Annotated in this window: 22 protein-coding genes; 9 read left to right on the forward strand and 13 right to left on the reverse strand. The window is 65.3% G+C overall.

What is annotated here, in order from left to right; genetic code table 11:
• Positions 1 to 17 precede the first annotated feature (17 nt).
• Positions 18 to 938, reverse strand: coding sequence for a LysR substrate-binding domain-containing protein (locus tag QYS36_RS17540; protein ID WP_308840703.1), 921 nt, complete (start codon positions 936 to 938; stop codon positions 18 to 20).
• A gap of 139 nt (positions 939 to 1,077) precedes the next feature.
• Between QYS36_RS17540 and QYS36_RS17545 the strand changes: the two genes are divergently transcribed.
• The gene (locus QYS36_RS17545) at positions 1,078 to 2,481 is read left to right on the forward strand and encodes a NorM family multidrug efflux MATE transporter (protein ID WP_308840704.1); all 1,404 of its coding nucleotides are present in this window, start codon (positions 1,078 to 1,080) and stop codon (positions 2,479 to 2,481) included.
• Here the strand turns inward: QYS36_RS17545 and QYS36_RS17550 are convergent.
• Positions 2,478 to 4,148, reverse strand: a complete 1,671-nt coding sequence (locus tag QYS36_RS17550; RefSeq protein ID WP_308840705.1) for an EAL domain-containing protein — start codon at positions 4,146 to 4,148, stop codon at positions 2,478 to 2,480. The two genes, QYS36_RS17545 and QYS36_RS17550, sit on opposite strands and share 4 nt — an antisense overlap.
• A 256-nt stretch (positions 4,149 to 4,404) precedes the next feature.
• On the opposite strand from QYS36_RS17550, the gene rep reads away from it, so the two are divergent.
• The 3 genes from rep to QYS36_RS17565 all read left to right on the forward strand — a co-directional run bounded on the left by rep (position 4,405) and on the right by QYS36_RS17565 (position 7,976).
• Positions 4,405 to 6,414 (forward strand): DNA helicase Rep, encoded by a 2,010-nt coding sequence (gene rep, locus QYS36_RS17555; RefSeq protein WP_308840706.1) that lies wholly within the window; start codon positions 4,405 to 4,407, stop codon positions 6,412 to 6,414.
• A gap of 389 nt (positions 6,415 to 6,803) precedes the next feature.
• Positions 6,804 to 7,286, forward strand: coding sequence for a UPF0158 family protein (locus QYS36_RS17560; RefSeq protein WP_308840707.1), 483 nt, complete (start codon positions 6,804 to 6,806; stop codon positions 7,284 to 7,286).
• 117 nt (positions 7,287 to 7,403) lie between these two features.
• Entirely contained in the window at positions 7,404 to 7,976 is a 573-nt protein-coding gene (locus tag QYS36_RS17565; RefSeq protein WP_308840708.1) for a xanthine phosphoribosyltransferase, read from the forward strand.
• Here QYS36_RS17565 and QYS36_RS17570 read toward each other — a convergent pair.
• From QYS36_RS17570 to dadA, 6 genes are all read right to left on the reverse strand, one after another.
• Positions 7,960 to 10,092, reverse strand: a complete 2,133-nt coding sequence (locus tag QYS36_RS17570; RefSeq protein WP_308840709.1) for an acetyl-CoA hydrolase/transferase C-terminal domain-containing protein — start codon at positions 10,090 to 10,092, stop codon at positions 7,960 to 7,962. The two genes, QYS36_RS17565 and QYS36_RS17570, sit on opposite strands and share 17 nt — an antisense overlap.
• 132 nt (positions 10,093 to 10,224) lie before the next feature.
• Positions 10,225 to 10,647 (reverse strand): c-type cytochrome, encoded by a 423-nt coding sequence (locus tag QYS36_RS17575; protein WP_308840710.1) that lies wholly within the window; start codon positions 10,645 to 10,647, stop codon positions 10,225 to 10,227.
• Positions 10,648 to 10,785: 138 nt separating this feature from the next.
• Positions 10,786 to 11,334, reverse strand: a complete 549-nt coding sequence (locus tag QYS36_RS17580; protein ID WP_073267937.1) for a cupin domain-containing protein — start codon at positions 11,332 to 11,334, stop codon at positions 10,786 to 10,788.
• Positions 11,335 to 11,643: 309 nt separating this feature from the next.
• A complete protein-coding gene (alr, locus tag QYS36_RS17585) occupies positions 11,644 to 12,717 on the reverse strand; it encodes an alanine racemase (RefSeq protein WP_308840711.1) in 1,074 nt (357 codons plus the stop codon).
• Positions 12,718 to 12,910: 193 nt separating this feature from the next.
• Positions 12,911 to 13,261: a RidA family protein gene (locus QYS36_RS17590; RefSeq protein ID WP_308840712.1), complete on the reverse strand. Its 351-nt coding sequence runs from the start codon at positions 13,259 to 13,261 to the stop codon at positions 12,911 to 12,913.
• A complete protein-coding gene (gene dadA / locus QYS36_RS17595; protein WP_308840713.1) occupies positions 13,236 to 14,534 on the reverse strand; it encodes a D-amino acid dehydrogenase in 1,299 nt (432 codons plus the stop codon). Before dadA ends, QYS36_RS17590 begins: the two co-directional genes overlap by 26 nt.
• Positions 14,535 to 14,690: 156 nt before the next feature.
• Here dadA and dadR point away from each other — a divergent pair, with 156 nt between their 5' ends.
• Positions 14,691 to 15,179 (forward strand): transcriptional regulator DadR, encoded by a 489-nt coding sequence (dadR, locus tag QYS36_RS17600; protein ID WP_013789818.1) that lies wholly within the window; start codon positions 14,691 to 14,693, stop codon positions 15,177 to 15,179.
• Between the two features lie 4 nt (positions 15,180 to 15,183).
• On the opposite strand, the gene QYS36_RS17605 is transcribed toward dadR, so the two are convergent.
• Positions 15,184 to 15,537 carry a YkgJ family cysteine cluster protein gene (locus QYS36_RS17605; protein ID WP_308840714.1) on the reverse strand — a complete coding sequence of 118 codons (354 nt, stop codon included), beginning with the start codon at positions 15,535 to 15,537 and terminating at the stop codon, positions 15,184 to 15,186.
• Between the two features lie 152 nt (positions 15,538 to 15,689).
• Between QYS36_RS17605 and QYS36_RS17610 the strand changes: the two genes are divergently transcribed.
• Positions 15,690 to 17,003, forward strand: coding sequence for an FAD-binding oxidoreductase (locus QYS36_RS17610; RefSeq protein WP_308840715.1), 1,314 nt, complete (start codon positions 15,690 to 15,692; stop codon positions 17,001 to 17,003).
• A 56-nt stretch (positions 17,004 to 17,059) separates the two neighbouring features.
• Here the strand turns inward: QYS36_RS17610 and QYS36_RS17615 are convergent, their stop codons facing one another.
• Entirely contained in the window at positions 17,060 to 17,299 is a 240-nt protein-coding gene (locus QYS36_RS17615; protein ID WP_308840716.1) for a DUF1127 domain-containing protein, read from the reverse strand.
• A 177-nt stretch (positions 17,300 to 17,476) separates the two neighbouring features.
• Here QYS36_RS17615 and QYS36_RS17620 point away from each other — a divergent pair, with 177 nt between their 5' ends.
• A complete protein-coding gene (locus QYS36_RS17620) occupies positions 17,477 to 18,910 on the forward strand; it encodes a PLP-dependent aminotransferase family protein (RefSeq protein ID WP_308840717.1) in 1,434 nt (477 codons plus the stop codon).
• Positions 18,911 to 19,005: 95 nt separating this feature from the next.
• Positions 19,006 to 20,523, forward strand: coding sequence for a phospholipase D family protein (locus QYS36_RS17625; RefSeq protein WP_308840758.1), 1,518 nt, complete (start codon positions 19,006 to 19,008; stop codon positions 20,521 to 20,523).
• On the opposite strand, the gene QYS36_RS17630 is transcribed toward QYS36_RS17625, so the two are convergent.
• Complete coding sequence (locus QYS36_RS17630) at positions 20,518 to 21,660, reverse strand: MFS transporter (protein ID WP_308840718.1); 1,143 nt, start codon at positions 21,658 to 21,660, stop codon at positions 20,518 to 20,520. The two genes, QYS36_RS17625 and QYS36_RS17630, sit on opposite strands and share 6 nt — an antisense overlap.
• Positions 21,661 to 21,755: 95 nt before the next feature.
• Complete coding sequence (locus QYS36_RS17635; RefSeq protein ID WP_308840719.1) at positions 21,756 to 23,249, reverse strand: aldehyde dehydrogenase; 1,494 nt, start codon at positions 23,247 to 23,249, stop codon at positions 21,756 to 21,758.
• A 403-nt stretch (positions 23,250 to 23,652) separates the two neighbouring features.
• Here QYS36_RS17635 and QYS36_RS17640 point away from each other — a divergent pair, with 403 nt between their 5' ends.
• Positions 23,653 to 24,012 (forward strand): cupin domain-containing protein, encoded by a 360-nt coding sequence (locus tag QYS36_RS17640; protein ID WP_308840720.1) that lies wholly within the window; start codon positions 23,653 to 23,655, stop codon positions 24,010 to 24,012.
• A 54-nt stretch (positions 24,013 to 24,066) separates the two neighbouring features.
• On the opposite strand, the gene QYS36_RS17645 is transcribed toward QYS36_RS17640, so the two are convergent.
• A complete protein-coding gene (locus tag QYS36_RS17645) occupies positions 24,067 to 25,221 on the reverse strand; it encodes an ABC transporter ATP-binding protein (RefSeq protein WP_308840721.1) in 1,155 nt (384 codons plus the stop codon).
• Between the last annotated feature and the right edge of the window lie 6 nt (positions 25,222 to 25,227).

Consider the following 25,227-nt stretch of genomic DNA (forward strand, 5'->3'; position numbering starts at 1 on the left):
CGTTTTTCAGCGCTTTTCTAGCGCCGCAGTTGCACGTCGGGCAACTGCATGGCCGCCACCTCGGCGAGCAGGAACTCGGCCAGCCGCTCGAAGCGCTCCTGGCCACGGCGCGCCTTGGGCCACACCAGGTAATAGCTTTCGCCGCTGGAGACGGCGGTCGGCCAGGGCAGCGCCAGACGACCGAGTAGCACGTCCTCGGCGACCATCGCCAGGTCGCCGATCGACACGCCGTAACCACGGGCGGCGGCGACGATGCCCAGCTCCAGGGTGTCGAACACCTGGCCGCCCTTGAGCGACACCTGGTCGGCCAGGCCCATGGCCTGCAGCCAGCGCCGCCAGTCGCGGCGGTCGGGCGTCGGATGCACCAGCTCGGCCTGCTGCAGGCGGCTGACGTCCCACGGCTGCTCGCCAGAGGCGCTGGGCGCGTAGACCGGGATCAACCATTCTTCGAACAACCGCACGCTATGCCATTCGTTGCTGAAGGTGCCGGCACTGAGCAACACGGCGCAATCGAACGGCTCATGAAGAAAATCCACGCGGTCGAGATCCATCCAGGCGCTGGTGAGCTGCACCTCAAGGTCGGCATGCCGGGCGCGAAACAACGACAGGCGCGCCAGCAGCCAGCGCATGGTCAGGGTCGAAGGCGCCTTGAGGCGCAGGGTGCCGTCCTCCACCAGCAGGGTCGCGCAGGCCCGCTCCAGGGACTCGAAACCTTCGTGCACGCCCGGCAGCAGCAGGCTCGCCGGCTCGGTCAGGTGCAACGCCCGGCCGCGGCGCTCGAACAGCCGGCAGGCGAAGTGCTCCTCCAGGGTACGAATGTGCCGACTGACGGCGCTCTGGGTGATCGCCAGCTCATCGGCGGCACGGGTGAAAGAGCAATGCCGCGCGGCAGCCTCGAAGGCGCGCAGGGCGTAGAGCGGTGGCAGGCGCCGCGTCATTGCACTGAACCATGAGTTTTAATCATGCCTGGCATCGCTATTTTCCTTTTGTGGGAACCGGCTGCAAACCGGAGAATAGCCGCCATTACGCATCTTCCGACAGCCCGGGGATGCTTACCCTACCGAAGTTTTACTCATCATGAAAAACTCCCTTGGTCACGAACTGGGTGCGCTGTTGCGCCTGGCCGGCCCGCTGATCTCCGCACAGCTGGCCCACGCGCTGATGATCTTCACCGACACGCTGATGATGGCCATGCTCGGCCCCGAGCAGCTGGCCGGTGGCGCCCTGGGCGCGACCTGCTACTTCATCTTCTCGATCTTCTGCGCGGGGGTGATCGCCGCCGTGGGCAGCATGATCGCCATCCGCCACGGCGCCGGCGACCCGGCCGGCGTCACCCGCCTACTGCGCAACGGCCTGTGGCTGGCCTTGCTGCTGGGCGTCATCAGCGCGCTGTGCCTCAATGGCCTGGGCCCGCTGCTGCCGCACCTGGGTCAGGACCCGACCGCGGCCAGCCAGGCCATGAACTTCCTGCGCCCGCTGTCCCTGGGCCTGCCCGCCTACCTGTGCTTCATGGCCCTGCGCGGCTTCACCAGCGCCATCGGCCACCCGGGCCCGGTAATGACCATCAGCATCGTCGGCACCATTGCCAATTTCATCATCAACTATGCCTTGATCAAGGGCTGGTTGGGCGTAGACCTGGGCCTGAGCGGTATCGGCCTGACCACCGCGCTGGTCAGCAGCGCCATGGCGCTGGCCCTGGGGCTGTACATCCTGATGTCGCCGACCTACCAGCGCTACCAGCTGCGCGGCGGCCTGGGTCGCCCACAACGCGCCGAGATCCGTGCCCTGCTGCGCCTCGGCCTGCCGATTGGCGGCACCTACGCCGCCGAGCAAGGGCTGTTCACCTTCGCCACCCTGTGCATGGGCGCCCTGGGCAGCGTGCAGCTGGCGGCGCACCAGATCGCCATGCAGTCGGTCGCCCTGGCCTTTATCGTGCCCCATGGTCTTTCTTATGCGGTGACCTTCCGGGTCGGCATGCACTACGGTGCCGACCGCCTGCACCTGTCACGCCTGGCCGGCTACCTGGGCATGGCCATGGGCGCTGCGCTGATGCTGCTGTTCGCCCTGGCGTTCTGGTTGCTGCCGGAGTGGATCATCGGCCTGTATCTCGACCGCCACGACCCGGCGTTCGCCGATATCGTCGCCCTGGCGGTGAGCCTGCTGGCGATTGCCGCCTGGTTCGAGCTGTTCGACGGTCTGCAGAGCATCGCCATGGGCGCGATCCGTGGCCTCAACGACGGCCGCCTGACCCTGGTGATCGGCCTGACCGGCTACTGGTGCGTGGGCGCGCCGCTGGCCTGGCTGCTGGCCTTTCCGTTTGCCTGGGGCGCCCCTGGCGTCTGGTGGGGCTTGGCCGCAGGCCTAGCGGTGACGGCGAGCGGCCTGGTGCTGGGCTTCGGCTGGAGGATCGCGCGCCTGCAACGGCCGCAAGCCATGCCGGCCTGCCTGCCTGCCGTAAGCGGCCAGGATTGCCGCGACTAAAGCCGCTCGCCGAGTAGCGGCTGGCGCACCCCGGCCGCCAGAAAACGCGCCAGTTCGGGCAACGGCACGGCCTTGCTGATCAGGTAACCCTGCACCTGGTCGCAGCCGAACTCGCGCAGCAGCTCCAGTTGTTCCAGGGTTTCCACGCCTTCGGCGACCACCTGCAGATCGAGGTTATGGGCCAGGCTGATCATCGCCTGCACCAGCTGCTGGCTCTGCGGGCGCGTTTCCATGCCGGTGACGAAGCTGCGATCGATCTTCAGCAGTGCGATGGGCAGGTTGCTCAGGTGCTCGAACGACGAGAAGCCGGTGCCGAAGTCGTCCAGCGAGAAGCGCACGCCCAGGTGACCGAGGCGGCGCATGGTCTGCAGCACGTAATCGCTGCGGCGCATCACCGCGGTTTCGGTCAGCTCGAACTCCAGCCAGTGGCTGTCGATACCGCAGCTGTCGATCAGCCGTTCCAGGGTCGGCAGCAACTGGCTGTCCTGGAACTGCCGGAACGACAGGTTGACCGCCATGTGCAGCGGCGCATGGCCGCGCTCGCGCAGCCACTGCATGTCGCGCATGGCCCGGTCGATCACCCAGTAGCCTAGCGGCACGATCAGCCCGCACTCCTCGGCCAGCGGCACGAACTCGCCCGGCAACAGCAACCCATGCGCCTCGTGCTGCCAGCGCACCAACGCCTCCAGGCCGACGATGGCGCCGCTGTGCAGGCACAAGCGCGGCTGGTAATGCAGCTGCAACTCACCCTTGCGCAGCGCCCGGCGCAGCTCGCGCTGCAGGTCGACCTGGCTGCGCATGCCGTGGTCCAGGCGTTCGTCGTACAGGTGGTAGGTGCAGCCTTGACGGCTTTTCGCCTGCTGCATGGCGATATGGGCATGCCACATCAGCGCATCGGCGGTGCTCGCCGGCTTGGCCAGCGCCACACCGAGGCTGCAGCCGAGCAACAGGCTCTCGCCGTCCACCCAATAGGGTTCGCCCAAGGCCTCGAGCAGGTGCTGCACCCGGGCGTGCAGGCGCTCGAGGTCATCGTGGCGGTCGAGCAGCAGGGCGAATTCGTCGCCCCCCAGCCGCGCCACCTGGTCGCCGCGCTCCAGGTATTGCTTGAGCCGGGCCACCACCTGCTTGATCAGTTGGTCGCCGGCGCAATCGCCCAGGGCGTCGTTGGCCTGGCGGAAGTTGTCCAGGTCCAGTTGGATCAGCGCCAGGCCGCGGCGGCCCTGCTCGTCGAGGCGCGCCGCCAGCAGGGTGTGAAAACCCTGGCGATTGGCGATGCCGGTGAGCGCGTCCTGTTCGGCCAGGCGCTGCAGGGTCAGGCGCAGGCGGCCCTGCTCACGCACGTAGCGCAGGCTGCGGCGCAGCACATCGGCGCTCAGTTGATCGCGCACCAGCCAGTCGCAGACCTGCGGCGGCATGTCGGCGGGTTCGTGTTCCAGCAGCAGGATGATGGGCGCACTGCAGCGCCTGGAATCCGGCAGGTGCGCCGGGGTGGTCAGCAGCACCGCGTCATCGGCGGCGTCGAGCAGTTGCCGGGCATCCGCCCAGCTGGCAGCGCAGCTCAGGGGCAGCGGGCCGCCCACGGCGCCCAGACGCTCGCGCAGCAGCTCACTCCACTGCGGCGTGTCCGCCAGCAGAACCAGGCGCAACGGCTCGACGAATGCGCTCAAGAAAGATCCCCCGATGCACGAAAAAAATCAGCGCGCAGCACGCGCCTGAATGCGCCAGTTCCGGCGTCAAATCAATCACTTCCGTGTAGTCGGCGGACATCCTGCGACAAAACCCCGGCAATCGACAAGCCCGCTCGCGCAATGAGGTGGTGTGAGCCTGTTCGCGAGCACGGTTATCGGCTGTTGCAGCGAAGCCAGCAAATGCGCGATGACTTTCAGCTAAAATGCGCGGCCACTTCTCTTCGCGATAGACACGATGTCCCGACTCAACCCCCGGCAACAAGAAGCCGTGAACTACGTCGGCGGCCCTCTTTTGGTGCTCGCCGGCGCAGGCTCCGGCAAGACCAGCGTGATCACCCGCAAGATCGCCCACCTGGTACAGAACTGCGGCATCCGCGCCCAGCACATCGTCGCCATGACCTTCACCAACAAGGCTGCGCGGGAGATGAAGGAGCGTGTCGGCAGCCTGCTCAAGGGCCCCGAGGCCCGTGGCCTGACAGTGTCGACCTTCCACAACCTGGGCATGAACATCATCCGCAAGGAGTACGCGCGCCTGGGCTACAAGCCCGGCTTCTCGATCTTCGATGACGGCGACATCAAGGCACTGCTCACCGACATCATGCAGAAGGAATATGCCGGCGATGATGGCGCCGACGAGGTCAAGAACTACATCGACAGCTGGAAGAACGACCTGATCCTGCCCGACGAGGCCCTGGCCAATGCGCGCAACCCCAAGGAACAGACCGCCGCCATCGTCTACCTGCACTACCAGCGCACGCTCAAGGCGTACAACGCGGTGGACTTCAACGACCTGATCCTGCTGCCGGTGAAGCTGTTCCAGGAGCACCAGGACATCCTGGAAAAGTGGCAGAACCGCATTCGCTACCTGCTGGTCGACGAATACCAGGACACCAACTCCAGCCAGTACCTGTTGGTGAAATTGCTGGTAGGCATGCGCAACCAGATCACCGTGGTTGGCGACGACGACCAGTCGATCTACGCCTGGCGCGGCGCGCGGCCGGAAAACCTCAACCTGCTCAAGGAGGATTACCCGTCGCTGAAGGTGGTGATGCTCGAGCAGAACTACCGCTCCACCAGCCGCATCCTCAAGTGCGCCAACACCCTGATCGCCAACAACCCCCACGCCTTCGAGAAGCAGCTGTGGAGCGAGATGGGCATGGGCGACGAGATCCGCGTGATCCGCACCCGCAACGAAGACGCCGAGTGCGAACGCGTGGCCCTGGAGATTCTCACCGAGCACCTGCGCACCCAGCGCCCGTACAGCGACTTCGCCATCCTCTACCGTGGCAACTACCAGGCCAAGCTGATGGAGCTGAAGCTGCAGCACCACCAGATTCCCTATCGCCTGTCCGGTGGCACCAGCTTCTTCGCCCGCCAGGAAGTGAAGGACCTGATGAGTTACTTCCGCCTGCTGGTCAACCCGGATGACGACAACGCCTTCCTGCGGGTGATCAACGTGCCGCGCCGCGAGATCGGCTCGACCACCCTGGAAAAGCTCGGCAACTACGCCAACGAGCGCAAGATCAGCATGTACGCCGCCAGTGACGAGATCGGCCTCGGCGAACACCTGGACAGCCGCTACACCGAGCGCCTGGCGCGCTTCAAGCGCTGGATGGACGGCGTGCGCGAGCAGTGCGTGGTCAACGAACCGATCGCCGCGATCCGCAGCATGGTCATGGACATCGACTACGAGAACTGGCTGCGCCAGAACGCCTCCAGCGACAAGGTCGCCGAGGCGCGCATGGGCAACGTGTGGTTCCTCGTCGATGCGCTGAAGAACACCCTCGACAAGGATGAGGAAGGCGACATGACCATCGAGGACGCCATCGGCAAGCTGGTCCTGCGCGACATGCTCGAGCGCCAGCAGGAAGAAGAAGAAGGCGCCGATGGCGTGCAGATGATGACCATGCACGCCTCCAAGGGCCTGGAGTTTCCGTCGGTGTACATCATCGGCTTCGAGGAGGAGATCCTGCCCCACCGCTCCAGCATCGAGTCCGACACCATCGAGGAAGAGCGGCGCCTGGCCTACGTGGGCATCACCCGCGCCAAACGCAACCTGGCGCTGACCTTTGCCGCCAAGCGCAAGCAGTACGGCGAGATCATCGAATGCACGCCAAGCCGCTTCCTCGACGAATTGCCGCCGGAGGATCTGGTCTGGGAAGGCCAGGAGGAAGCGCCCGTGGAGGTCAAGGCCGCCCGCGGCAATGATGCCCTGGCCAGCATGCGGGCAATGCTCAAGCGCTGACGCCGCAAGACCCTAGCCCGGGTCGAGCGCAGCGACACCCGGGAATCACCCTGGCTATCGCACGGCTCAACCCAGGCTACGGACTGATGGCATGAGTTCTTCGGGGGCAGAGTTGCCTGCGGGACGAATGTGGGAGCGGGCCATGCCCGCGAAGGGCGATGGAACGTGCGGCGCAGGTCTCGATGATTCAATCCGGTCACAGGCTTATGCTGATCTGGGCGATTTATCGCGGGCTACGCGCCTCAGCCGCCGACACCCCGAAACCGGTTTTCGCCGCGCCTGCTCGCGACGGGCACCTGCGTAACATTTCGTAGTCAGAGTGAAGGTCCGGCCACCGAGGCCGGGCATTCCGTTCTCCGTGAAGCTCCTTTGCAAAGAGGCCCGGCACCATGCGCACGCTCACTCTCGACCTCGATACCCTGACCCAGTTGATCAACGGTCGCGAAACCCTCGAGCACTGGCTCGACATGGAAGCCGGCACGCTGCTGAGCCTGTCGCCGGACGATCAGGGCAGCGACGAGCGCCAGCAGATCCAGCTCAACCCGGATCGTTACACCGCCGTGCCGAATCTCGATGTGGCGCAGCACGTGGCCATGCGCGAGTCCTTTCTGTTCACGCTGAACGACCTCAATGCCCACCCGCTGCTCAGCGCCGCGCTGACCGGCCGCAAGCCGCTGCGCGCCTTCGATTACGAGATCGATTACTTTCCGACCCTGCGCCAGCAGTGGCACGACTACGAGCAGAAGCAGCTGCGCGAATACGCCCTCAACTGGCTGTTCGAACTGGGCCTGGAGCCCGCGCCGGACAAGCTGCCCCTGGATACGCGCGGGATTCCCAAGGATATTTTGCGCCGGCTGATCAAAAGCGCCTGAGCGCTGCGTTTGTACCTGCAATGGATGAGCGGAGCGCTGCGCGTACGGTTTCGCTACAAATGAACGGCATTTTGAGGGAAAATCCGCTGCTTTGCTCTTGAGCCCAGAGGATCGATCGTGGAGTCGTTGAAACAGAAGATATGCAGTGAAGGTACCGTCCTCTCCGAGCAGGTGCTCAAGGTCGACGCCTTTCTGAATCACCAGATCGACCCACAGTTGATGAAGGAGATCGGCCACGAGTTCGCCGAGCGGTTCAAAGGTCAGGGCATCACCAAGATCGTCACCATCGAGGCCTCGGGCATCGCACCGGCGGTGATGGCCGGTCTGGAACTGGGCGTGCCGGTGATCTTCGCCCGCAAGTACCAGTCGCTGACCCTCACCGACAACCTGTACATCTCCAAGGTGTTCTCGTTCACCAAGCAGACCGAGAGCACCCTGGCGATTTCCTCCAAGCACCTGAACGCCAATGATCACGTCTTGCTGGTCGACGACTTCCTGGCCAACGGCCACGCTGCCAAGGCACTGATCGACCTGGTCGGCCAGGCCGGTGCGAGCATCGCCGGCATCGGCGTGGTGATCGAGAAGTCGTTCCAGAGCGGCCGCGCTGCGCTGGACGCCGCGGGTTATCGGATCGAATCCCTGGCGCGTATCCAGTCCCTGGCCGGCGGCCAGGTCACCTTTCTCGAGTAGCCTGCAGCCCGGCCAGCACCAGCCGTTGGTACAGCTCCTCGCGCAGACCGTCGGGCCGCTCCAGGCCCATGCGCTGCAGGGCAGCGGGAAACGCCTCGGCAGGCGGCGCATCGATCGCCGCCTTGCCCAGCTCCAGCACTTCGCTCAGGCGGAACTTGCCCTTCAGCCAAGTCAGCGCCCGCAACAGCGCCTGCTCCTCGTCAGTGAAGTCGCTGCCCAGCGGGTACTCGCCGAACATCGCCCGATGCCGCCCGGCAATCTGCTCCAGGCGTTCGGGGGTGTTGTCGGTGTAGCGCGCTTCGAGGCGAAAATCCTCCGTCAGCTTGCCGGCGGCGATGGCCTGCTGCATCAGCTCTTGCTGGAAGCGTGAATCGGCGACCGCGAGCAGCGCCTCGACCACCTGGGAATCGGTCTTGCCGCGCAGGTCGGCGATACCGTATTCGGTGATCACCACATCGCGCAGATGACGGGGAATGGTCACGTGACCATATTCCCAGACGATATTGGAGCTGACCTCGCCCGCCGATTCGCGCCAGCTGCGCAGCAGCAGGATCGAGCGGCCGCCAGGCAGCGCATGGCCCTGGGCGACGAAATTGTACTGCCCGCCCACACCGCTGAGCACCCGGCCATCTTCCAGCTGGTCGGCCACCGCCGCGCCGAGCAGGGTGACGGTGAACGCGCTGTTGATGAAGCGCGCGTCGACGCGCTGCAGGCGCTTGAGCTCTTCCTGGCCGTACAGCTCGTTGATGAAGCCGATGCCGGTCATGCCGAAGCGATTGCGCTGCTCCGGGGGCATGGCGTTGAGGCGCGCGTAGAACGACTGCGGCCCGAGAAAGAAGCCGCCATGCACCACCACGCCATGGGCAGCGGGCGTCAGGTAATCGCCCAGGGCCGCCTGGCTGAGCGGATCGGAGAGGTCGGTCGAGCACTGCTGGTCGGTCGGCAGCAGCAGGTTCTCGCCCTGCATCTTGAGGTTGGCGTCGAGCAGCCCGCCCTCCTGCATCCAGGCCAGCGCGGCTTCATCCAGGCGCGCCGACAGGCCGGCGTCGAGCATCGCCTGCACGCTGCGCGGCTGGCCGCTGGCATCCAGCGCGCCGGCACTGGCCAGGCGCTGCACGCGCACGTCCGGGTAGACGACACGGCGAATCACCCCCGCCTCGGCCAGATCCAGCAGGCCATTGACGAACATCTCGCTGCAGCCGTACAGCCCGGTCCGAAAAGCCTCCAGGTCACCCAGCTGGGTGCTCAGCGGATGCACCTGACCGCTCTGCAGGTCATCGAGCACGCCACGGTACGCCGGGTTGTCGCGATGCCGCTGCAATAGCGCGGCGCTGACCGCATCACCCATGGCGCCGATGCCGATCTGCAAGCTGCCGCCGTCGCGCACCAGGGTGCTGGCATGCAGGCCGATGCAGTGATCCTGCACCGTGACCGGCATGTTCGGCGTGGAAAACAAGGTGGTGGCTTCGGTTTCCTGCAGCTGGATATCGAAGACCTCGCGGCCGAGTTCGGCGTCGCCGGCCATATACGGCAGTGCCTCGTGCACCTGGGCCAGGCAGAGAATGGTTTCGCCGCGAGCGCGCCGCTCCTGCAGCATCGGCAGCAGGTCGAGGGTGATATCCGGGTTGCAGCTGAGGCTGAAATGCTGGGGCCGCGCGGAGTCGACCGCGACCAGCTGGGCCACCACGTTGACGCCCTTGGCGTTCAGGTCGCGGGCCGCATGGCTGTAGTTGCTGCTGGTGTAGTCCTGCTGGGTCGGCGCACTGTCGAGCAGGCTGCCGGGCTGAAGGAAGAACTGCTCGACCCGCACGTTGGCCGGCAACTGATCGGCCTGCAGGTCGGCAAGAAAATCCAGTTCGAGGTAGTCGCCGTAGATCCGCTCGACGAAGGGCTCGAGAAAGCGCCGCTGCAATTCCTGTCCGGCCTGGGGCCGACCCAGGCACAGCGCCGTGTAGATGGTCAGCTGCCGCTCGGGCAGCTCGCGCAGCCGCGCATACAGCGCGTTGACCCAGCGATTGGGCTTGCCCAGACCAAGGGGCAGACCGAGGCGAATCGGCCCGTCGATTGCTTCCAGCACGTGGTCGACAGCTTGCTCGAGGGTACGGGATTGGGGCATGCGGTTCTCCAGGCCAACGGTCGGGATCGTTCCCGTTGGACTCCCCCGCTGCGCTTTTTGCTGCATGTTGTCATCACCCTGAAACAACAAAGCCGCCTCTCGGCGGCTCTGGCGGGCGTAGACAACGCTGCTCTACAGGCCGGACATCTTCTGGATGGCGGCGCGCAATTCGTCGTCCGAGCAATCACCGCAGGTGCCCTTGGGCGGCATGGCGTTGATGCCGTTGATCGCCGCCGCGAGGATGCCGTCCAGGCCGCCCTGGTGGTCGGCACGTTCCTTCCAGGCCGCCGTGTCGCCGATCTTCGGCGCACCCAGCAGGCCGCTGGTGTGGCAGGCCGTGCAATGCCTGGCAATGATGTCGTCGGCGCTGCGGGCGGCCCCCGCGGCGGCGGTCGCCACGGTTTCGACGCCCTGGCATTGCTGCCCGGCGATGCACACCTGGCCGACGGGTTTGATCCGCTCGGCAATCGCTTCGTCGTTGTTCGCCTGGGCGGTCACGGCCCATAGCGCCAGGGCGATGGCCGGCGCTAGCAGCATGCTTCTCATTGGGTTCACTCAGATGCCCTCATGGGTGGCTAATCACGCTCGCGGCCAGGGTTTCGCAAGCCGGCAAAGTATACCGACTGGCCTGGGCGGCGGGATGCGTGACCCCATGACGCAGATCAACGACGACGCAGATTGCCGGGCGTGAACCTAGAAGTTGGCGGGCGTGGTGGCACTGATCAACCGCGCCGGCTGATCGAACGGATTGCGGAAACGGTGCGGCCGGCTGCTTTCGAAGTAGTAGCTGTCGCCACTTTCGAGGATGAACACCTCGTCACCGACGGTCAGCTCCAGGCGCCCTTCGACCAGCATGCCGGTCTCCTCGCCCTCGTGGGCGTACATCTCCAGGCCGGTGTCGCTGTGCGGCGGGTAGGTTTCATCGAGAAAGGAGATGGCCCGGCTGGGGTGCGCCTTGCCGATCAGCTTCATGGTGATCGCACCGCTGTGGATATCGGTGAGCTCACTGGCGCGGTAGACCACCTGCACCTGGTTGTCCTGCTCGGCTTCCAGGGAGAAGAATTCCACCAGCGACATGGGAATCCCGGCCAGCACCTTCTTCAGCGAGCTGATCGACGGGCTCACGCTGTTCTTCTCGATCATCGAGATGGTGCTGTTGGTAACCCCTGCCCGCTTGGCGAGTTCGCGCTGGGAAAGCCCTTTTTGCTTGCGGATCGATTGCAGGCGAAGACCGACGTCCAATGTTGGATACCCCCAGTGAAGCCATGAAAAGTGGTCTTATCATGGCGACAGTGTTCAGTATTTACAACAGCCCGAACACTTGGGGTCGTATCCCGCTCAGAACCTGTTGATGATCTTCATGGGCATGAGGCGGCAGCTACAAGGTAGAAGCAGCCGTCACTGTTCCAGTGTGGGAGCGGGTGGGGACGCCTAGTCCATGCCCGCGAAAAATCACGGGCATGGCCCGTTCCCACGGGATAGGGGAACGGCCGCTTCTGCCACTAGCTGCCAAAATCGACGAACCTGGGCTGAACGATCATGAGCAGCCGCTCAGGCTTCGCTGTAGATCAGCGGCACCCGCCGCACATTACAAAACAACTGGTAGGGAATGCTGCCGGCGGCCATGGCGACATCGCTGGCCAGCACGCCGCGGCCCCAGAACTCGACGCGGCTGCCCAGGCCGGCGCCCGGCAGATCGCTGAGGTCGACGGTGAGCATGTCCATGGAAACACGGCCGATGATGCGCGACGGCTGGCCGTCGATCAGCACCGGCGTGCCGGTCGGCGCATGGCGCGGGTAACCGTCGGCATAGCCCATGGCGACCACGCCGACCCGCGTAGGGCGCTCGCTGACGAAGCGCGCGCCGTAGCCGACCGGCTCGCCGGCCGGCAAATCACGCACGCTGATGACCTTGGACTCCAGGGTCATCACCGGCTGCAACCGCGCGGCGACTTCCTGAGCCTGCTCGAACGGCGTGGCACCGTAGAGCATGATGCCGGGGCGCGACCAGTCGCTGGGGATGCTCGGCCAGCCCAGCAGCGCCGGCGAATTGCGCAGGCTGATCTCGGCGGCCAGGCCGTCGCGGGCCTGCTGGAACACCGCCAGCTGCTCATCGCTGCGCGGGCAATCGAGTTCGTCGGCGCGGGAGAAGTGGCTCATCAGCACGATCTTCGCCACCTTGCCGCTGGCCAGCAGGCGCCGGTAGGCGGCCTGGTAATCGGCCGGGTGGAAGCCGACCCGGTGCATGCCGCTGTCGAGCTTGAGCCAGACATTCAGCGGGCGCTTCAGCGCTGCCTGTTCGATGGCCTCGAGCTGCCACTGGGCATGCACCACTGTCCACAGGTCATGCTGCTCGATCAGCGCCAGTTCGCTGGCCTCGAAAAAGCCTTCGAGCAGCAGGATCGGCGCGCCGATGCCCGCCGCACGTAGTTGCAGGGCCTCTTCAATACAAGCCACCGCGAAACCATCGGCCTTATCCTCCAGCGCCTGGGCGCAACGCACTGCGCCATGCCCGTAGGCATCGGCCTTGACCACCGCCAGCGCACGGGCGCCAGCCAGCTCACGGGCCAGTTGGTAGTTGTGACGCAGGGCTTGCAGATCGATCAGGGCACGGGCGGGACGCATGGTTATCTCGAAGGGCGTAAGAAGACATACAACAGTTGAGGCGCTAGACAGAGTTCTATCTGTGGAAGCGGGCGGGGCCGCCTAGGCCATGCCCGCGATTTTCGCGGGCATGGCCCGCTCCCACAAAAGCGAACCGAGTTACGCTCAAGCCTTGATGACAGCCGGACAATCTCAGAGGGTCGCTAGCTAACCATTAAGGCAGCGCCGCGATCACCGTCATTTCCACCAGCACATCCGGCGAATACAGCTTGGCTTCGACACAGGCACGGGCCGGCGACTGGCCAGCCGGCACCCAGGCATCCCAGACCTTGTTCAGGCCCTCGCGATCATCGATATCCTTGAGGAAGATGGTGATCGACAGGATGCGCGTCTTGTCGGTGCCGGCCTCGGCCAGGAAGGCGTCGATGCTGTCCAGGGTCGCTTTGGTCTGCGCCTCGATGCCTTCGCTGTGTTTTTCATCCAGCTGGCCAGCCAGGTAGACGGTGCCGTTGTGAATGACGATTTCGCTCAGGCGCGGCTCAGTTCGCAGGCGCTGTATGGACATGGTTGTTCAACTCCTTGGGGCTACCGTAACGGGAAATATCCAGGCCTTCGCTGCTGATCTGCGGGCGCTTCCTGGCGATCAGGTCGGCCAGCAGGCGACCGGAGCCGCAGGCCATGGTCCAGCCTAGGGTACCGTGTCCGGTGTTCAGAAACAGGTTTCGATAGGGGGTGGCGCCAACGATCGGCGTGCCATCCGGGGTGGCCGGTCGCAAGCCGGTCCAGAACTCCGCCTGGCTCAGGTCGCCGCCCTGGGGATACAGGTCACCGACGATCATCTCCAGGGTTTCACGGCGGCGCGGGTTGAGGCTCAGGTCGAACCCGGCGATCTCGGCCATGCCACCGACGCGGATGCGCTGATCGAAACGGGTGATGGCGACCTTGTAGGTCTCGTCGAGAATGGTCGAGGTCGGCGCCATGTCCGGGTTGGTGATCGGCACGGTCAGCGAATAGCCCTTGAGCGGGTAAACCGGCGCGCGGATGCCCAGCGGCTTGAGCAGTTGCGGGCTGTAGCTGCCCAGGGCCAGCACGTAGCGGTCGGCGGTTTCCAGCTTGCCGTCGATCCACACGCCATTGACGCGGTCACCGGCAACGTCGAGGCGCTGGATGTTCTGCCCGAAGCGGAACTGCACGCCCAGCGCGGCGGCCATCTCGGCCAGCTTGCGGGTGAACAGCTGGCAGTCGCCGGTCTGGTCATTGGGCAGGCGCAGGGCACCGGCGAGCTTGTCGGTGACGCTGGCCAGGGCCGGTTCGACCTTGGCGATGCCGGCGCGGTCGAGCAGCTCATAGGGCACGCCGGACTGCTCGAGCACCGAGATGTCCTTGGCGGCGTTGTCCAGCTGCGCCTGGGTGCGGAACAGCTGGGTGGTGCCGAGCTGGCGCGCTTCGTAGCCGATGCCGGTTTCCGCGCGCAGTTCGTCGAGGCAGTCACGGCTGTACTCGGACAGGCGCACCATGCGCTCCTTGTTCACCGCATAACGGCTGGCGGTGCAGTTGCGCAGCATCTGCGCCATCCACAGGTACTGGTCGATATCGCCGGTCAGCTTGATCGCCAGCGGCGCGTGCTTCTGCAGCAGCCACTTGATGGCCTTCAACGGAATGCCCGGGGCCGCCCAGGGCGAGGCATAACCCGGCGACACCTGGCCGGCGTTGGCGAAGCTGGTTTCCATGGCCGGGCCGTCCTGGCGATCCACGACCACCACCTCGAGCCCCTGGCGGGCCAGGTAATACGCACTGGCCGTACCGATCACACCGCTACCAAGCACCAGAACCCGCATATTATTCTCCTCGCCGCGACGATGCACTGGCGTATTACGATTTGAGAAGTCGATGCGTACAGTATAGAAAGTGAATGGCAGTGCTTTTCACTGTATACACCCGTATATTCGAAGGGAATTCTGGCTTTAACAGCCTTTCACGGAGGGGTGCCGAGCATGCGTACGCAACATCAGAGCCGCCGCGAGCTGGACAAGATCGACCGCAACATCCTGCGCATCCTCCAGGAGGACGGACGGATCTCCTTCACCGAGCTGGGCGAACGGGTCGGGCTGTCGACCACGCCGTGCACGGAACGGGTTCGCCGCCTGGAGCGTGAAGGCATCATCATGGGCTACCACGCCCGCCTCAATCCGCAGAATCTCAAGGCCAGCCTGCTGGTATTCGTGGAGATCAGCCTGGACTACAAGTCCGGCGACACCTTCGAGGACTTCCGCCGCGCCGTGCTCAAGCTGCCCCACGTACTGGAGTGCCACCTGGTGTCCGGCGACTTCGACTACCTGGTGAAGGCACGCATCAACGAGATGGCCAGCTACCGCAAGCTGCTCGGCGACATCCTGCTCAAGCTGCCCCATGTGCGCGAGTCGAAGAGCTACATCGTGATGGAAGAAGTGAAGGAGAGCCTGGCGCTGCCGGTGCCGGAGTAATCGGCTAGACGAGCACCTGGCGGGTGCTGGCGATCAACTGGTGCACCTGGTGCTCCACCTGCGCCTCGATCGGCTGCTCGGGGCCGCGGCCGTGGGGGCATGGCAGATTCGGCGTGGTGCCGAACAGCCGGCAGATCAGCGGGCGCTGGTCGTATACCTGACAGCCCTGGGGCCCGAGATGCACGCAGTTGTACTCGGCCAGGGCTGCTTCCTGCTCGGCGGCGGTCTTGCGCGGCAGGCGCGACATTTCCTGCGAAGACGCGGTCACCGGGCCACAGCAATCGTGGCAGCCGGGAACGCAGTCGAAGCGTGGAATCTGGCGGCGCAGCAGGTCGATCTTGCGGCTGGTACAACTCATGGCAATGGCTCTGGAACGGCAGGCGAGCATGGTACAGGCGGGCCCAGCCAGCGCAAAGCTCGGCCTGCCAAGCTGATCGCCGGTTGGCTCACAGCGGATTCCGCGCTTATGCTTCGTCCATTTTTAGGCACATAACACTCAGGATCCTGCACATGACCGTCCGTGCCCACCCGCCGGTTCATAGCGCCGAGCATGCGCCCTCGTATTACGCCGCCAGCGTCAACCAGGCCCTCGACTTGCCGGCCCTGCAAGGTGAGCAGCGTGCCGACGTGTGCATCGTCGGCGGTGGCTTCTCGGGCCTCAACACGGCCATCGAGCTGGCGCACAAAGGCCTCTCGGTGGTGCTCGTGGAAGCCCATCGCATCGGTTGGGGTGCCAGCGGGCGCAATGGCGGGCAGCTGATTCGCGGGGTCGGCCATGGCGTCGAGCAGTTCGAGCCGGTGATCGGCAAGGACGGTGTGCGCGAGCTGAAGCTGATGGGCCTGGAGGCGGTGGAGCTCGTACGGCGGCGGGTCGCGCAATTCGACATCGCCTGCGACCTGACCTGGGGTTACTGCGACCTGGCCAACAAGCCACGTGACCTGGCCGGCTTCGCCGAGGATGCCGCCGAGCTGCAGAGCCTCGGCTATCGCCACGAACTGCGCCTGCTGCAACCGGAACAGATGCACGAGGTGGTCGGCTCGCAGCGCTATGTCGGCGGCATGATCGACATGGGCTCGGGCCACTTGCACCCGCTCAACCTGGCGCTGGGCGAAGCGGCTGCGGCGCAGAGCCTTGGCGTGCGCCTGTTCGAACACTCACCCGCCACACGCATCGACTACGGCAGCGAAATCCGCGTGCACACCGCCCAGGGCGTGGTGCGTGCCGGGCAACTGGTGCTGGCCTGCAATGCCTATATCCGCGACCTCAACCCGAGCCTGGGCGGCAAGGTGCTGCCGGCGGGGAGCTACATCATCGCCACCGAGCCACTGGGCGAGGAGCAGGCCAGCGCACTGATCCCGCAGAATATGGCGCTCTGCGACCAGCGGGTGGCGGTCGACTATTACCGCCTGTCCGCCGACCGCCGCCTGCTGTTCGGCGGCGCCTGTCGCTACTCCGGCACCGACCCGGCGGATATCGCCGCCTACATGCGCCCGAAGATGCTCGCCGTATTCCCGCAGTTGCAGCACGTGCGCATCGAGTACCAGTGGGGCGGGATGATCGGCATCGGCGCCAACCGCCTGCCGCAGGTTGGCCGGCTCAAGGATCAACCCAACGTGTTCTACGCCCAGGCCTATGCGGGGCACGGCGTGAACGCCACGCACCTGGCCGGCAAGCTGCTCGCCGAGGCCATTGCCGGGCAAGCCGGCGGCGGCTTCGAGCTGTTCGCCAAGGTGCCGCACATGACCTTCCCCGGCGGCCGCCATCTGCGCTCACCCTTGCTGGCGCTGGGCATGCTCTGGCACCGCCTCAAGGAACTGACCTGACTGTGTCCGTGCGCAGCCCGTAGCCTGCGGTTGAGCGCAGCGCTACCTGTCTCGAGTCAAAGTTTCCAGAACGGCAGCCTGGCTTCACGACGTGCCTGCTCGCGGCTCAGGCCGATGTCACGCAACTGCGCATCGCTGAGTTCGAGCAAGGCGCGCCGGGTGGTCAGGCGGCGCAGGAAGCATTGCCAACGGTGCGTCATCGCCATACGCGCCGGCACGCCCGACAGGCGCAGCCCTGCACCGCTCGCCAGCTCGCTGCCTTTCAAGGTCAATCGCACATCGCTCAGCCCGTTCATGTCGCTCTCCTGCGCCCTGGGGGTATGGGAGATCATGATGGCGACTGCGGAAAAAGCATGACAGATGCAAAGAATCGGAATTAAATCCATACAGATCCCGCCGATTGCCAACTGAATGGTCGATTGCAGGGCAATCTGTATGGCTCCGCCAGCAATTTCCCAGACAGGTGCGCGAACATGACCCTCTACACCAACCTCGCCGATCTGCTTGGTGAACGCATCGAGCAGGGCCTGTACCGCCCGGGTGACCGGCTGCCCTCGGTGCGCGCCCTGAGCCAGGAACATGGGGTCAGCCTGAGCACCGTGCAGCAGGCCTACCGGCACCTGGAAGACCGCGGCCTGGCCCTGCCGAAAGCGAAGTCCGGCTATTTCGTGCCGCCAGGGCGCGACAAGCCGGCGCTGCCCAGGGTCAGCCGGGCACCGCAACGGCCCGTGGAGGTCTCGCAGTGGGATCAGGTGCTGGAGCAGATCGCCCCGCAGCCGCGGCCCGACTTCGTGCAGCTGGGCCGCGGGCGCCCGGATATCGACAGCCCGACGCTCAAGCCGCTGTTGCGCGCGCTGTCACGGCTGAGTCGCAAGCAGGAGCTGCACACCCTCACCTACGGCAGTATCCATGGCGACCCGCGCCTGCGTGAACAGATTGCCCGCCTGACCCTGGATTCCGGCTGCCAGCTGTCCTATGAGGACATCGTCATCACCACCGGCTGCCACGAGGCGCTGTCGGCCGCGATCCGGGCGATCTGCGTGCCGGGCGATATCGTCGCCGTCGACTCGCCGAGCTTTCATGGCGTCATGCAGGCCCTCAAGGGCTTCGGCATGAAGGCCCTGGAGCTGCCCACCGACCCGCTGACCGGGATCAGTATCGAAGCCCTGGAGCTGGCCCTCGAGCAGTGGCCGATCAAGGCCATTCAGCTCACGCCCAACTGCAACAACCCGCTGGGCTACATCATGCCGGAGGCCAACAAGCGCGCCCTGCTGGCCCTGGCCCAGCGCCACGACGTGGCGATCATCGAGGACGACGTGTACGGCGAGCTGGCCTTTCACTACCCGCGCCCGCGCACCATCAAGTCCTACGATGACGACGGCCGGGTGCTCTTGTGCAGCTCGTTTTCCAAGACCCTGGCACCCGGTTTTCGGGTCGGCTGGATCGCCCCGGGGCGCTACCTCAACCAGGTGCTGCACATGAAGTACATGGGCACCGGCACCACCGCGCAGCTGCCGCAACTGGCACTGGCCGAATACATCGAGGGCGGCCATTACGAGCCGCACCTGCGCCGCATGCGTGGGCAATACGCGCGCAACCTGGAGCAGATGAGCGACTGGGTGAGCCGTTACTTCCCGCCGTCGGTGCGGGTCAGCCGCCCGCAAGGCAGCTTCATGCTCTGGGTGGAGATGCCCGAAGGCTTCGACAGCCAGCGCCTGAACCGCGAACTGGCCGCCGACAAGATCCAGATCGCCCCGGGCAGCATTTTTTCCGCCGCCGGCAAATACCGCAATTGCCTGCGCATGAACTACGCCTCGCGCCCCAGCCCGACTATCGAAGCCGCGGTGCGCAAGGTCGGTGAAACCGTGGCGGCCATGCTCGCAGCGTTGCCAGCGCCGAGAGACTGAATTTTTCCCAGCGCAGCGTCGTCCTATCAGCACATCCGGACAGCCGATTGGAGGCTGCAACTGTGCCCTTGCGCGTGCTCTTTATCGCTCTGCTGATGCTCGGCGGCTGTACCAACCAGGTGCCGATCATCCCCAGCCAGGCGCTGCCCGCCGCCGACTCCTCGTTTGGCGCAGCCCTGCAGCGGCGCGCCGCCGAACACCAGGGCCATTCCGGCTTTCGCCTGCTGCCGGCCAGCAACGAGGCCTTCGCCGCCCGCGCCGAGCTGATCCGCGCGGCGCAGCACAGCCTCGACCTGCAGTACTACATCGTGCATGACGGCCTGAGCACCCGCGCCCTGGTCAAGGAACTGCTGCAGGCCGCCGACCGCGGCGTGCGCATCCGCATCCTGCTCGATGACACCACCAGCGACGGCGAGGACTACAGGATCGCCCTGCTCGCTGCCCACCCGAATATCCAGGTTCGCGTGTTCAACCCGCTGCACCTGGGTCGCCTGAACGGCGTCACCCGGGTGATCGGTCGCGGCCTGAACCTCTCCCAGCAGCACCGGCGCATGCACAACAAGCTGTGGCTGGCCGACAGCGCGGCAGCCATCGTCGGCGGGCGCAACCTGGGCGACGAGTATTTCGACGCCGAGCCGAACATGAACTTCACCGACATCGACATGCTGTCGGTCGGGCCGGTGGCCAGGGATCTGGCAGAGAGTTTCGATCAATACTGGAACAGCCGGCTGAGCAAGCCCATCGATGAATTTGTCTGGCGCCAGCCCTCGCAGAAGGATCTGGACAAAGCCCGCAGGGGTCTGCGCGACTACCTGGACAGCGCTCGCGTCGAGCAGCCGGAGCTCTACGAGCGCCTGCTCGCCTACCAGCACAGCCCCAAGCTCGAGGTGTGGCTCGACGAGCTGATCTGGGCGCCGGGCGTCGCCCTGTGGGATGCGCCGAGCAAGGTGCTGGCCAGCGGCGAGCCCGACCCGCACTTGCTGCTCACCACCCAGCTGGCGCCGCACCTGCAGGGCGCCAAGAGCGATCTGGTGATGGTCTCCGCCTACTTCGTGCCCGCGCCAGCCGGCCTGCAATACCTGATCGGCCTGGCCGACAACGGCGTGGATATCCGTTTGCTCACCAACGCCCTGGAAGCCACCGACGTGCCGGCCGTGCACGGTGGTTACGCGCCCTACCGGCAGGAAATGCTCGAGCACGGCATGCGCCTGTTCGAGCTGCGCAGCCAGCCGGGCGCAGACTCGCCACCGGCCTACAGCTTCAGCGGCAGTTCCAACTCCAGCCTGCACAGCAAGGCCATCGTCATCGACAAGCAGAAATCCTTCGTCGGCTCGTTCAACGTCGACCCGCGCTCGGTGCTGTGGAATACCGAGGTTGGCGTGCTGGTCGACAGCCCGCAGCTGGCCGCCTACCTGCGCGAGCTGGCGTTGCAGGGCATGAAGCCCTCGGTAAGTTACGAGGTGCGCCTGCAGCCCGATGGCAACGGCACGCGCATGGTCTGGGTCGGTGAGGACGATGGCCAGGCATTCGTCCTCACCGAGGAACCCGGCAGCCGCTGGCGGCGCTTCAATGCCTGGTTCGCCCGGGCCATCGGCCTGGAGAAAATGCTATAGCGCTACCTGTTCGTCGAAGGCATGGGGCCGCCAGGCCAGCCAGATGAACGCCACGGCCCCCGCTGCCATCAACAGCGGCAGCGCATGCCCGCTGACCCACTGGCTCACCGCGCCGGTGGCCAGCGGCCCGATCAGGCAACCGATACCCCAGAGTTGCGCCACATGGGCGTTGGCGCGCACCAATTGGTCGTCGCGAAAGCGCTCGCCGATCAGGATCAGCGACAGGGTGAACAGGCCACCCGCGCTGGCACCGAACAGCACCAGCACCGGCCAGATCAGCGGGGTGTGCAGCAGCAGCGGAATGCCCAGGCTGGAGAACAGCAGCACCACCCCGCACAGGCGGAACAGGGTGACCCGCGAAAGGCGGTCGGCGAGCAAGCCGATGGGCAGCTGCAGCACCGCATCACCCACCACCACCACGCTGGCCATGAGCAATGCCACTTCCTGGGTGAAGCCCTGGCGCAGGCCGTAGATCGGCAGCAGGGTGAGCATCATCGCCTCGAACGCGGCGAACAGCATCACCGCCCAGGCGATGGCCGGCATGCGCTGGCAGAACACCAGCAGGCCGCGCCCGGAGGCGCTGTGCGCATCGACCTTGGGCGCGCCGGTGCGACCGATCAACATCAGCGAGCCGCCAATCAGCAGCGTCACGCCAAACCAGAATCCCAGGTCGGTCTCGGTGCCCAGCACGCTGAGCAGCAGCGGCCCGCACAGCTGGCTGAGCGCATAGCCGGTGCCGTACAACGCCACCAGGCGACCGCGCCACTTTTCCACCGCCAACTGGTTGATCCAGCTTTCGCCGAGGATGAACACCACGGTCAGGGTCATCCCCAGCAGCAGGCGCAGCAGGATCCATACCGGGTAGCTTTGCAGCAGTGCCAGCCCGCTGACCGACAGCGCACCGGCCAGCAGGCACAGCTGCATCAGTCGCGGCGTCGGGCAGCGCGCCGCCAGCCCGCCGGCCAGCGAGGCGCCCAGCAGCACGCCAATGGCCGGCGTGGCCGCCATGATGCCAATGGCGAACGAGCCGTAGCCCCAGCTCTCCAGGCGCAGCGACACCAGTGGCATGGTCACGCCCATGGCCAGGCCGATGCTGATCACCGCCGCGCATACCGCGAAGTAGGTTGCCCAACGCATTACTGACTCCCCAACGAAGCACAGCGGCCGGGCTCTGGGAGCCCGGCCGCTGGTCTGCTCAAGCGCGCTGGTTGGCGCGCCTCATCCTTGCAGGATCAGAGTTTGATCCAGGTGGCTTTCAGTTCGGTGTACTTGTCGAAGGCGTGCAGCGACTTGTCACGACCGTTGCCCGACTGCTTGAAGCCGCCGAACGGTGCGGTCATGTCGCCGCCGTCGTACTGGTTGACCCACACGCTGCCGGCGCGCAGGGCGCGGGCGGTCAGGTGCGCCTTGGAGATGTCCGCCGTCCACACTGCTGCGGCCAGGCCGTATACGGTGTCGTTGGCGATCTGCACGGCCTGCTCGGCGCTGTCGAAACCGATCACCGAGAGCACCGGGCCGAAGATTTCCTCGCGGGCGATGGTCATGGCATTGGTCACGCCGTCGAAGATGGTCGGCTCGACATAGGTACCGCCGCTCTCCTCCAGGGTGCGCTTGCCGCCGATCAGCAACTTGGCGCCATCCTTGTGGCCGGCCTCGATGTAACGCAGCACGGTGTTCATCTGCTGGCTGTCGACCAGCGCACCGACGTTGGTGTCCGGGTCCAGCGGGTTGCCGGCCTTCCAGCCTTGCAGCGCCTCGACCACCATCGGCAGGAAGCGCTCCTTGATCGAGTTTTCCACCAGCAGGCGCGAGCCGGCGGTGCACACCTCGCCCTGGTTGAAGGCGATGGCGCTGGCCGCGGACTCGGCGGCCGCCTTGAGATCCGGCGCATCGGCGAAGACGATGTTGGGGCTCTTGCCGCCGGCCTCCAACCACACGCGTTTCATGTTCGATTCGCCGGCGTAGATCATCAGCTGCTTGGCGATCTTGGTCGAACCGGTGAACACCAGGGTGTCGACGTCCATGTGCAGCGCCAGTGCCTTGCCCACGGTGTGGCCGTGGCCGGGCAACACGTTGAACACGCCCGCCGGAATGCCGGCTTCGACGGCCAGGGCGGCCACCCGAATGGCGGTCAGCGGCGATTTCTCGGACGGCTTGAGGATCACCGAGTTACCGGTGGCCAGGGCCGGGCCGAGCTTCCAGCTGGACATCAGCAGCGGGAAGTTCCACGGCACGATGGCCGCCACCACGCCGACCGGCTCGCGGGTCACCAGGCCGAGCTGGTCATGGGGCGTCGGCGCGACTTCGTCGTAAACCTTGTCGATCGCCTCGGCGCTCCAGCGGATGGCGTTGGCCGCGGCGGGAATGTCGATGCCCAGGGAGTCGCTGATCGGTTTGCCCATGTCGAGGGTTTCCAGCAGCGCCAGCTCCTCGGCGTTGGCCATCAGCAGCTCGGCGAAGCGGATCATCTTGGCCTTGCGCTTGGCCGGGGCGATACGCGACCACACACCGGAGTCGAAGGCGGCCCGCGCCGACTTGACCGCCAGATCGGCATCGGCCAGGTCGCAACTGGCGACCTGGCCGAGCACTCGACCATCGACCGGGCTGATGCACTCGAAGGTTTCACCGCTCTGCGCAGCCTGGTATTCACCCTGCACGTAGGCGCGGGTCTCGATCTTCAGAGCCTTGGCACGTTGCTCCCAGTCGGTACGGGTCAAACCGGTCATCTGATCATCCTCTTCGTCGGTGAAGGCGCTGAGCGCCTGGTGGCCACTATAGGGCACCTCTAAAAACTAACTGCGTTGCCATCGCGGCGTTAAAAACAGGCTCGGATGCGAGTCCAATCAAAATGCTCATTTACAACACGTAAACTCCGCTTTTTCACCTGTTTTTGCCTTGCGCTGGCTGCCTCGCCTAGGTTTTTTGAGGTGCCCTACGGCCAAAAACTGCGAACCACACTAAACCAGCGCTCGCAGAATTTTCAATATTCTTGACAGTTGGTGGCTAAACGCCCTTGCTGCGTTCGTTTTTTTAAACATAGACTCGAACAACTCGTTACGCCGCGCCGCCCCCGACCTGCAACGGCCGTGGCAGGATCGACGTACGTTCACGTTGACCAGGAAAGCGCATATGAATATCCAGCAGATCGTCGATTTCGCCCAGGGCGCAGGCAGCACCGAGAGCTACCGCCCGGCGGCCGAAAAGATCCTCAAGGGTGACCCGCAGCAGCAGGTGCGTAACCACTACGCCAGCCCGTGCGGACAGTTCAATACGGGCATCTGGGAGGGCGCGGTCGGCCAGTGGACGGTCAGCTACACCGAGCACGAGTATTGCGAAATCCTCCAGGGCGTATCGGTACTGCGTGACAACGATGGCAACGCCAAGACCGTGCGCGCCGGTGACCGCTTCGTGATTCCGGCCGGCTTCGCCGGCACCTGGGAAGTGCTGGAGCCCTGCCGCAAGGTCTATGTGATCTTCGAGCAGGCCTGAGCGAGCACGGGTACGCCCGAAGCCGGCCACACATGACCGGCTTCGGGCAAACCTTCAGCTGGCGATCTGCTCGGCCGGCGAGACGATGCTGCTCTTGCCCCGCGAGCGCCCGGAGCTCAGGTAATCGGCGATGGATTCCTGGGTGACTTCACCGAGAAAGTCGTTGTCGGCGCTGAGCACCGGCAGCCACGAGCGGTTGAACTCGTACATGCGCGACAGCAGGATGCGCAGGTGTTCATCGTGGGCGGCGGTGGCGTTGAACGGTTGCACGAAGGGTTGCACCGAGCCGCCCTGGCCGCGCATGTCGCGACGGCGAACGTAGCCCAGGGCCTTCTTGTTGGCATCGGTGACCACCAGGTGGCGGCGGTCATGCTCTTCCATCAGTTCCACGGCATCGGCGATGCTGGTCTCGGCCAGTACCGATGGCGCATCGTCGGCGGCGTCTTCGGCACGGATCAGCAGCAGGCGCTTGAGGGTGCTGTCCTGGCCGACGAAGCCGCTGACGAAATCGTCCGCCGGGTGCGCCAGCAGGGTGTCCGGGTGGTCGAACTGGAGCAGCGTGCCGTCCTTGAAGATGGCGATCTTGTCGCCCAGCTTGATGGCCTCGTCGATGTCGTGGCTGACCATGATCACGGTCTTGTTCAGCGCCCGCTGCATCTGGAAGAACTCGTTCTGGATGGCGTCGCGGTTGACCGGGTCGACCGCACCGAAGGGTTCGTCCATCAGCAATACCGGCGCGTCGGCAGCCAGGGCGCGGATCACCCCGATACGCTGCTGCTGGCCGCCGGACAGTTCGCGCGGGTAACGCGACAGGTACTGCTTGGGCTCCAGCTGCACCATGCTCATCAGTTCCATGGCCCGCTCGTGGCAGCGCTTCTTGTCCCAGCCGAGCAGTTTGGGCACCACGGTGATGTTTTCCTCGATGGTCATGTTGGGGAACAGACCGATCTGCTGGATCACGTAGCCGATGTTGCGGCGCAGGGTTACTTCGTCGATGCCGGTGGTGTCCTCGCCATTGATCAGCACCCGCCCGGAGGTCGGCGTGATCAGCCGGTTGATCATCTTCAGGGTGGTGCTCTTGCCGCAGCCGGAGGGGCCGAGGAATACGCAGATATGGCCTTCGTCGACGGTCAGGCTGACTTCGTTGACAGCCACTACGTCCTTGCCTTTCTGCTGGAATCTCTTGGTCAATTTATCGAGCTGAATCATCTTCGA

The organism is Pseudomonas sp. G34 (genome assembly GCF_031119625.1).
Lineage (GTDB): Bacteria > Pseudomonadota > Gammaproteobacteria > Pseudomonadales > Pseudomonadaceae > Aquipseudomonas.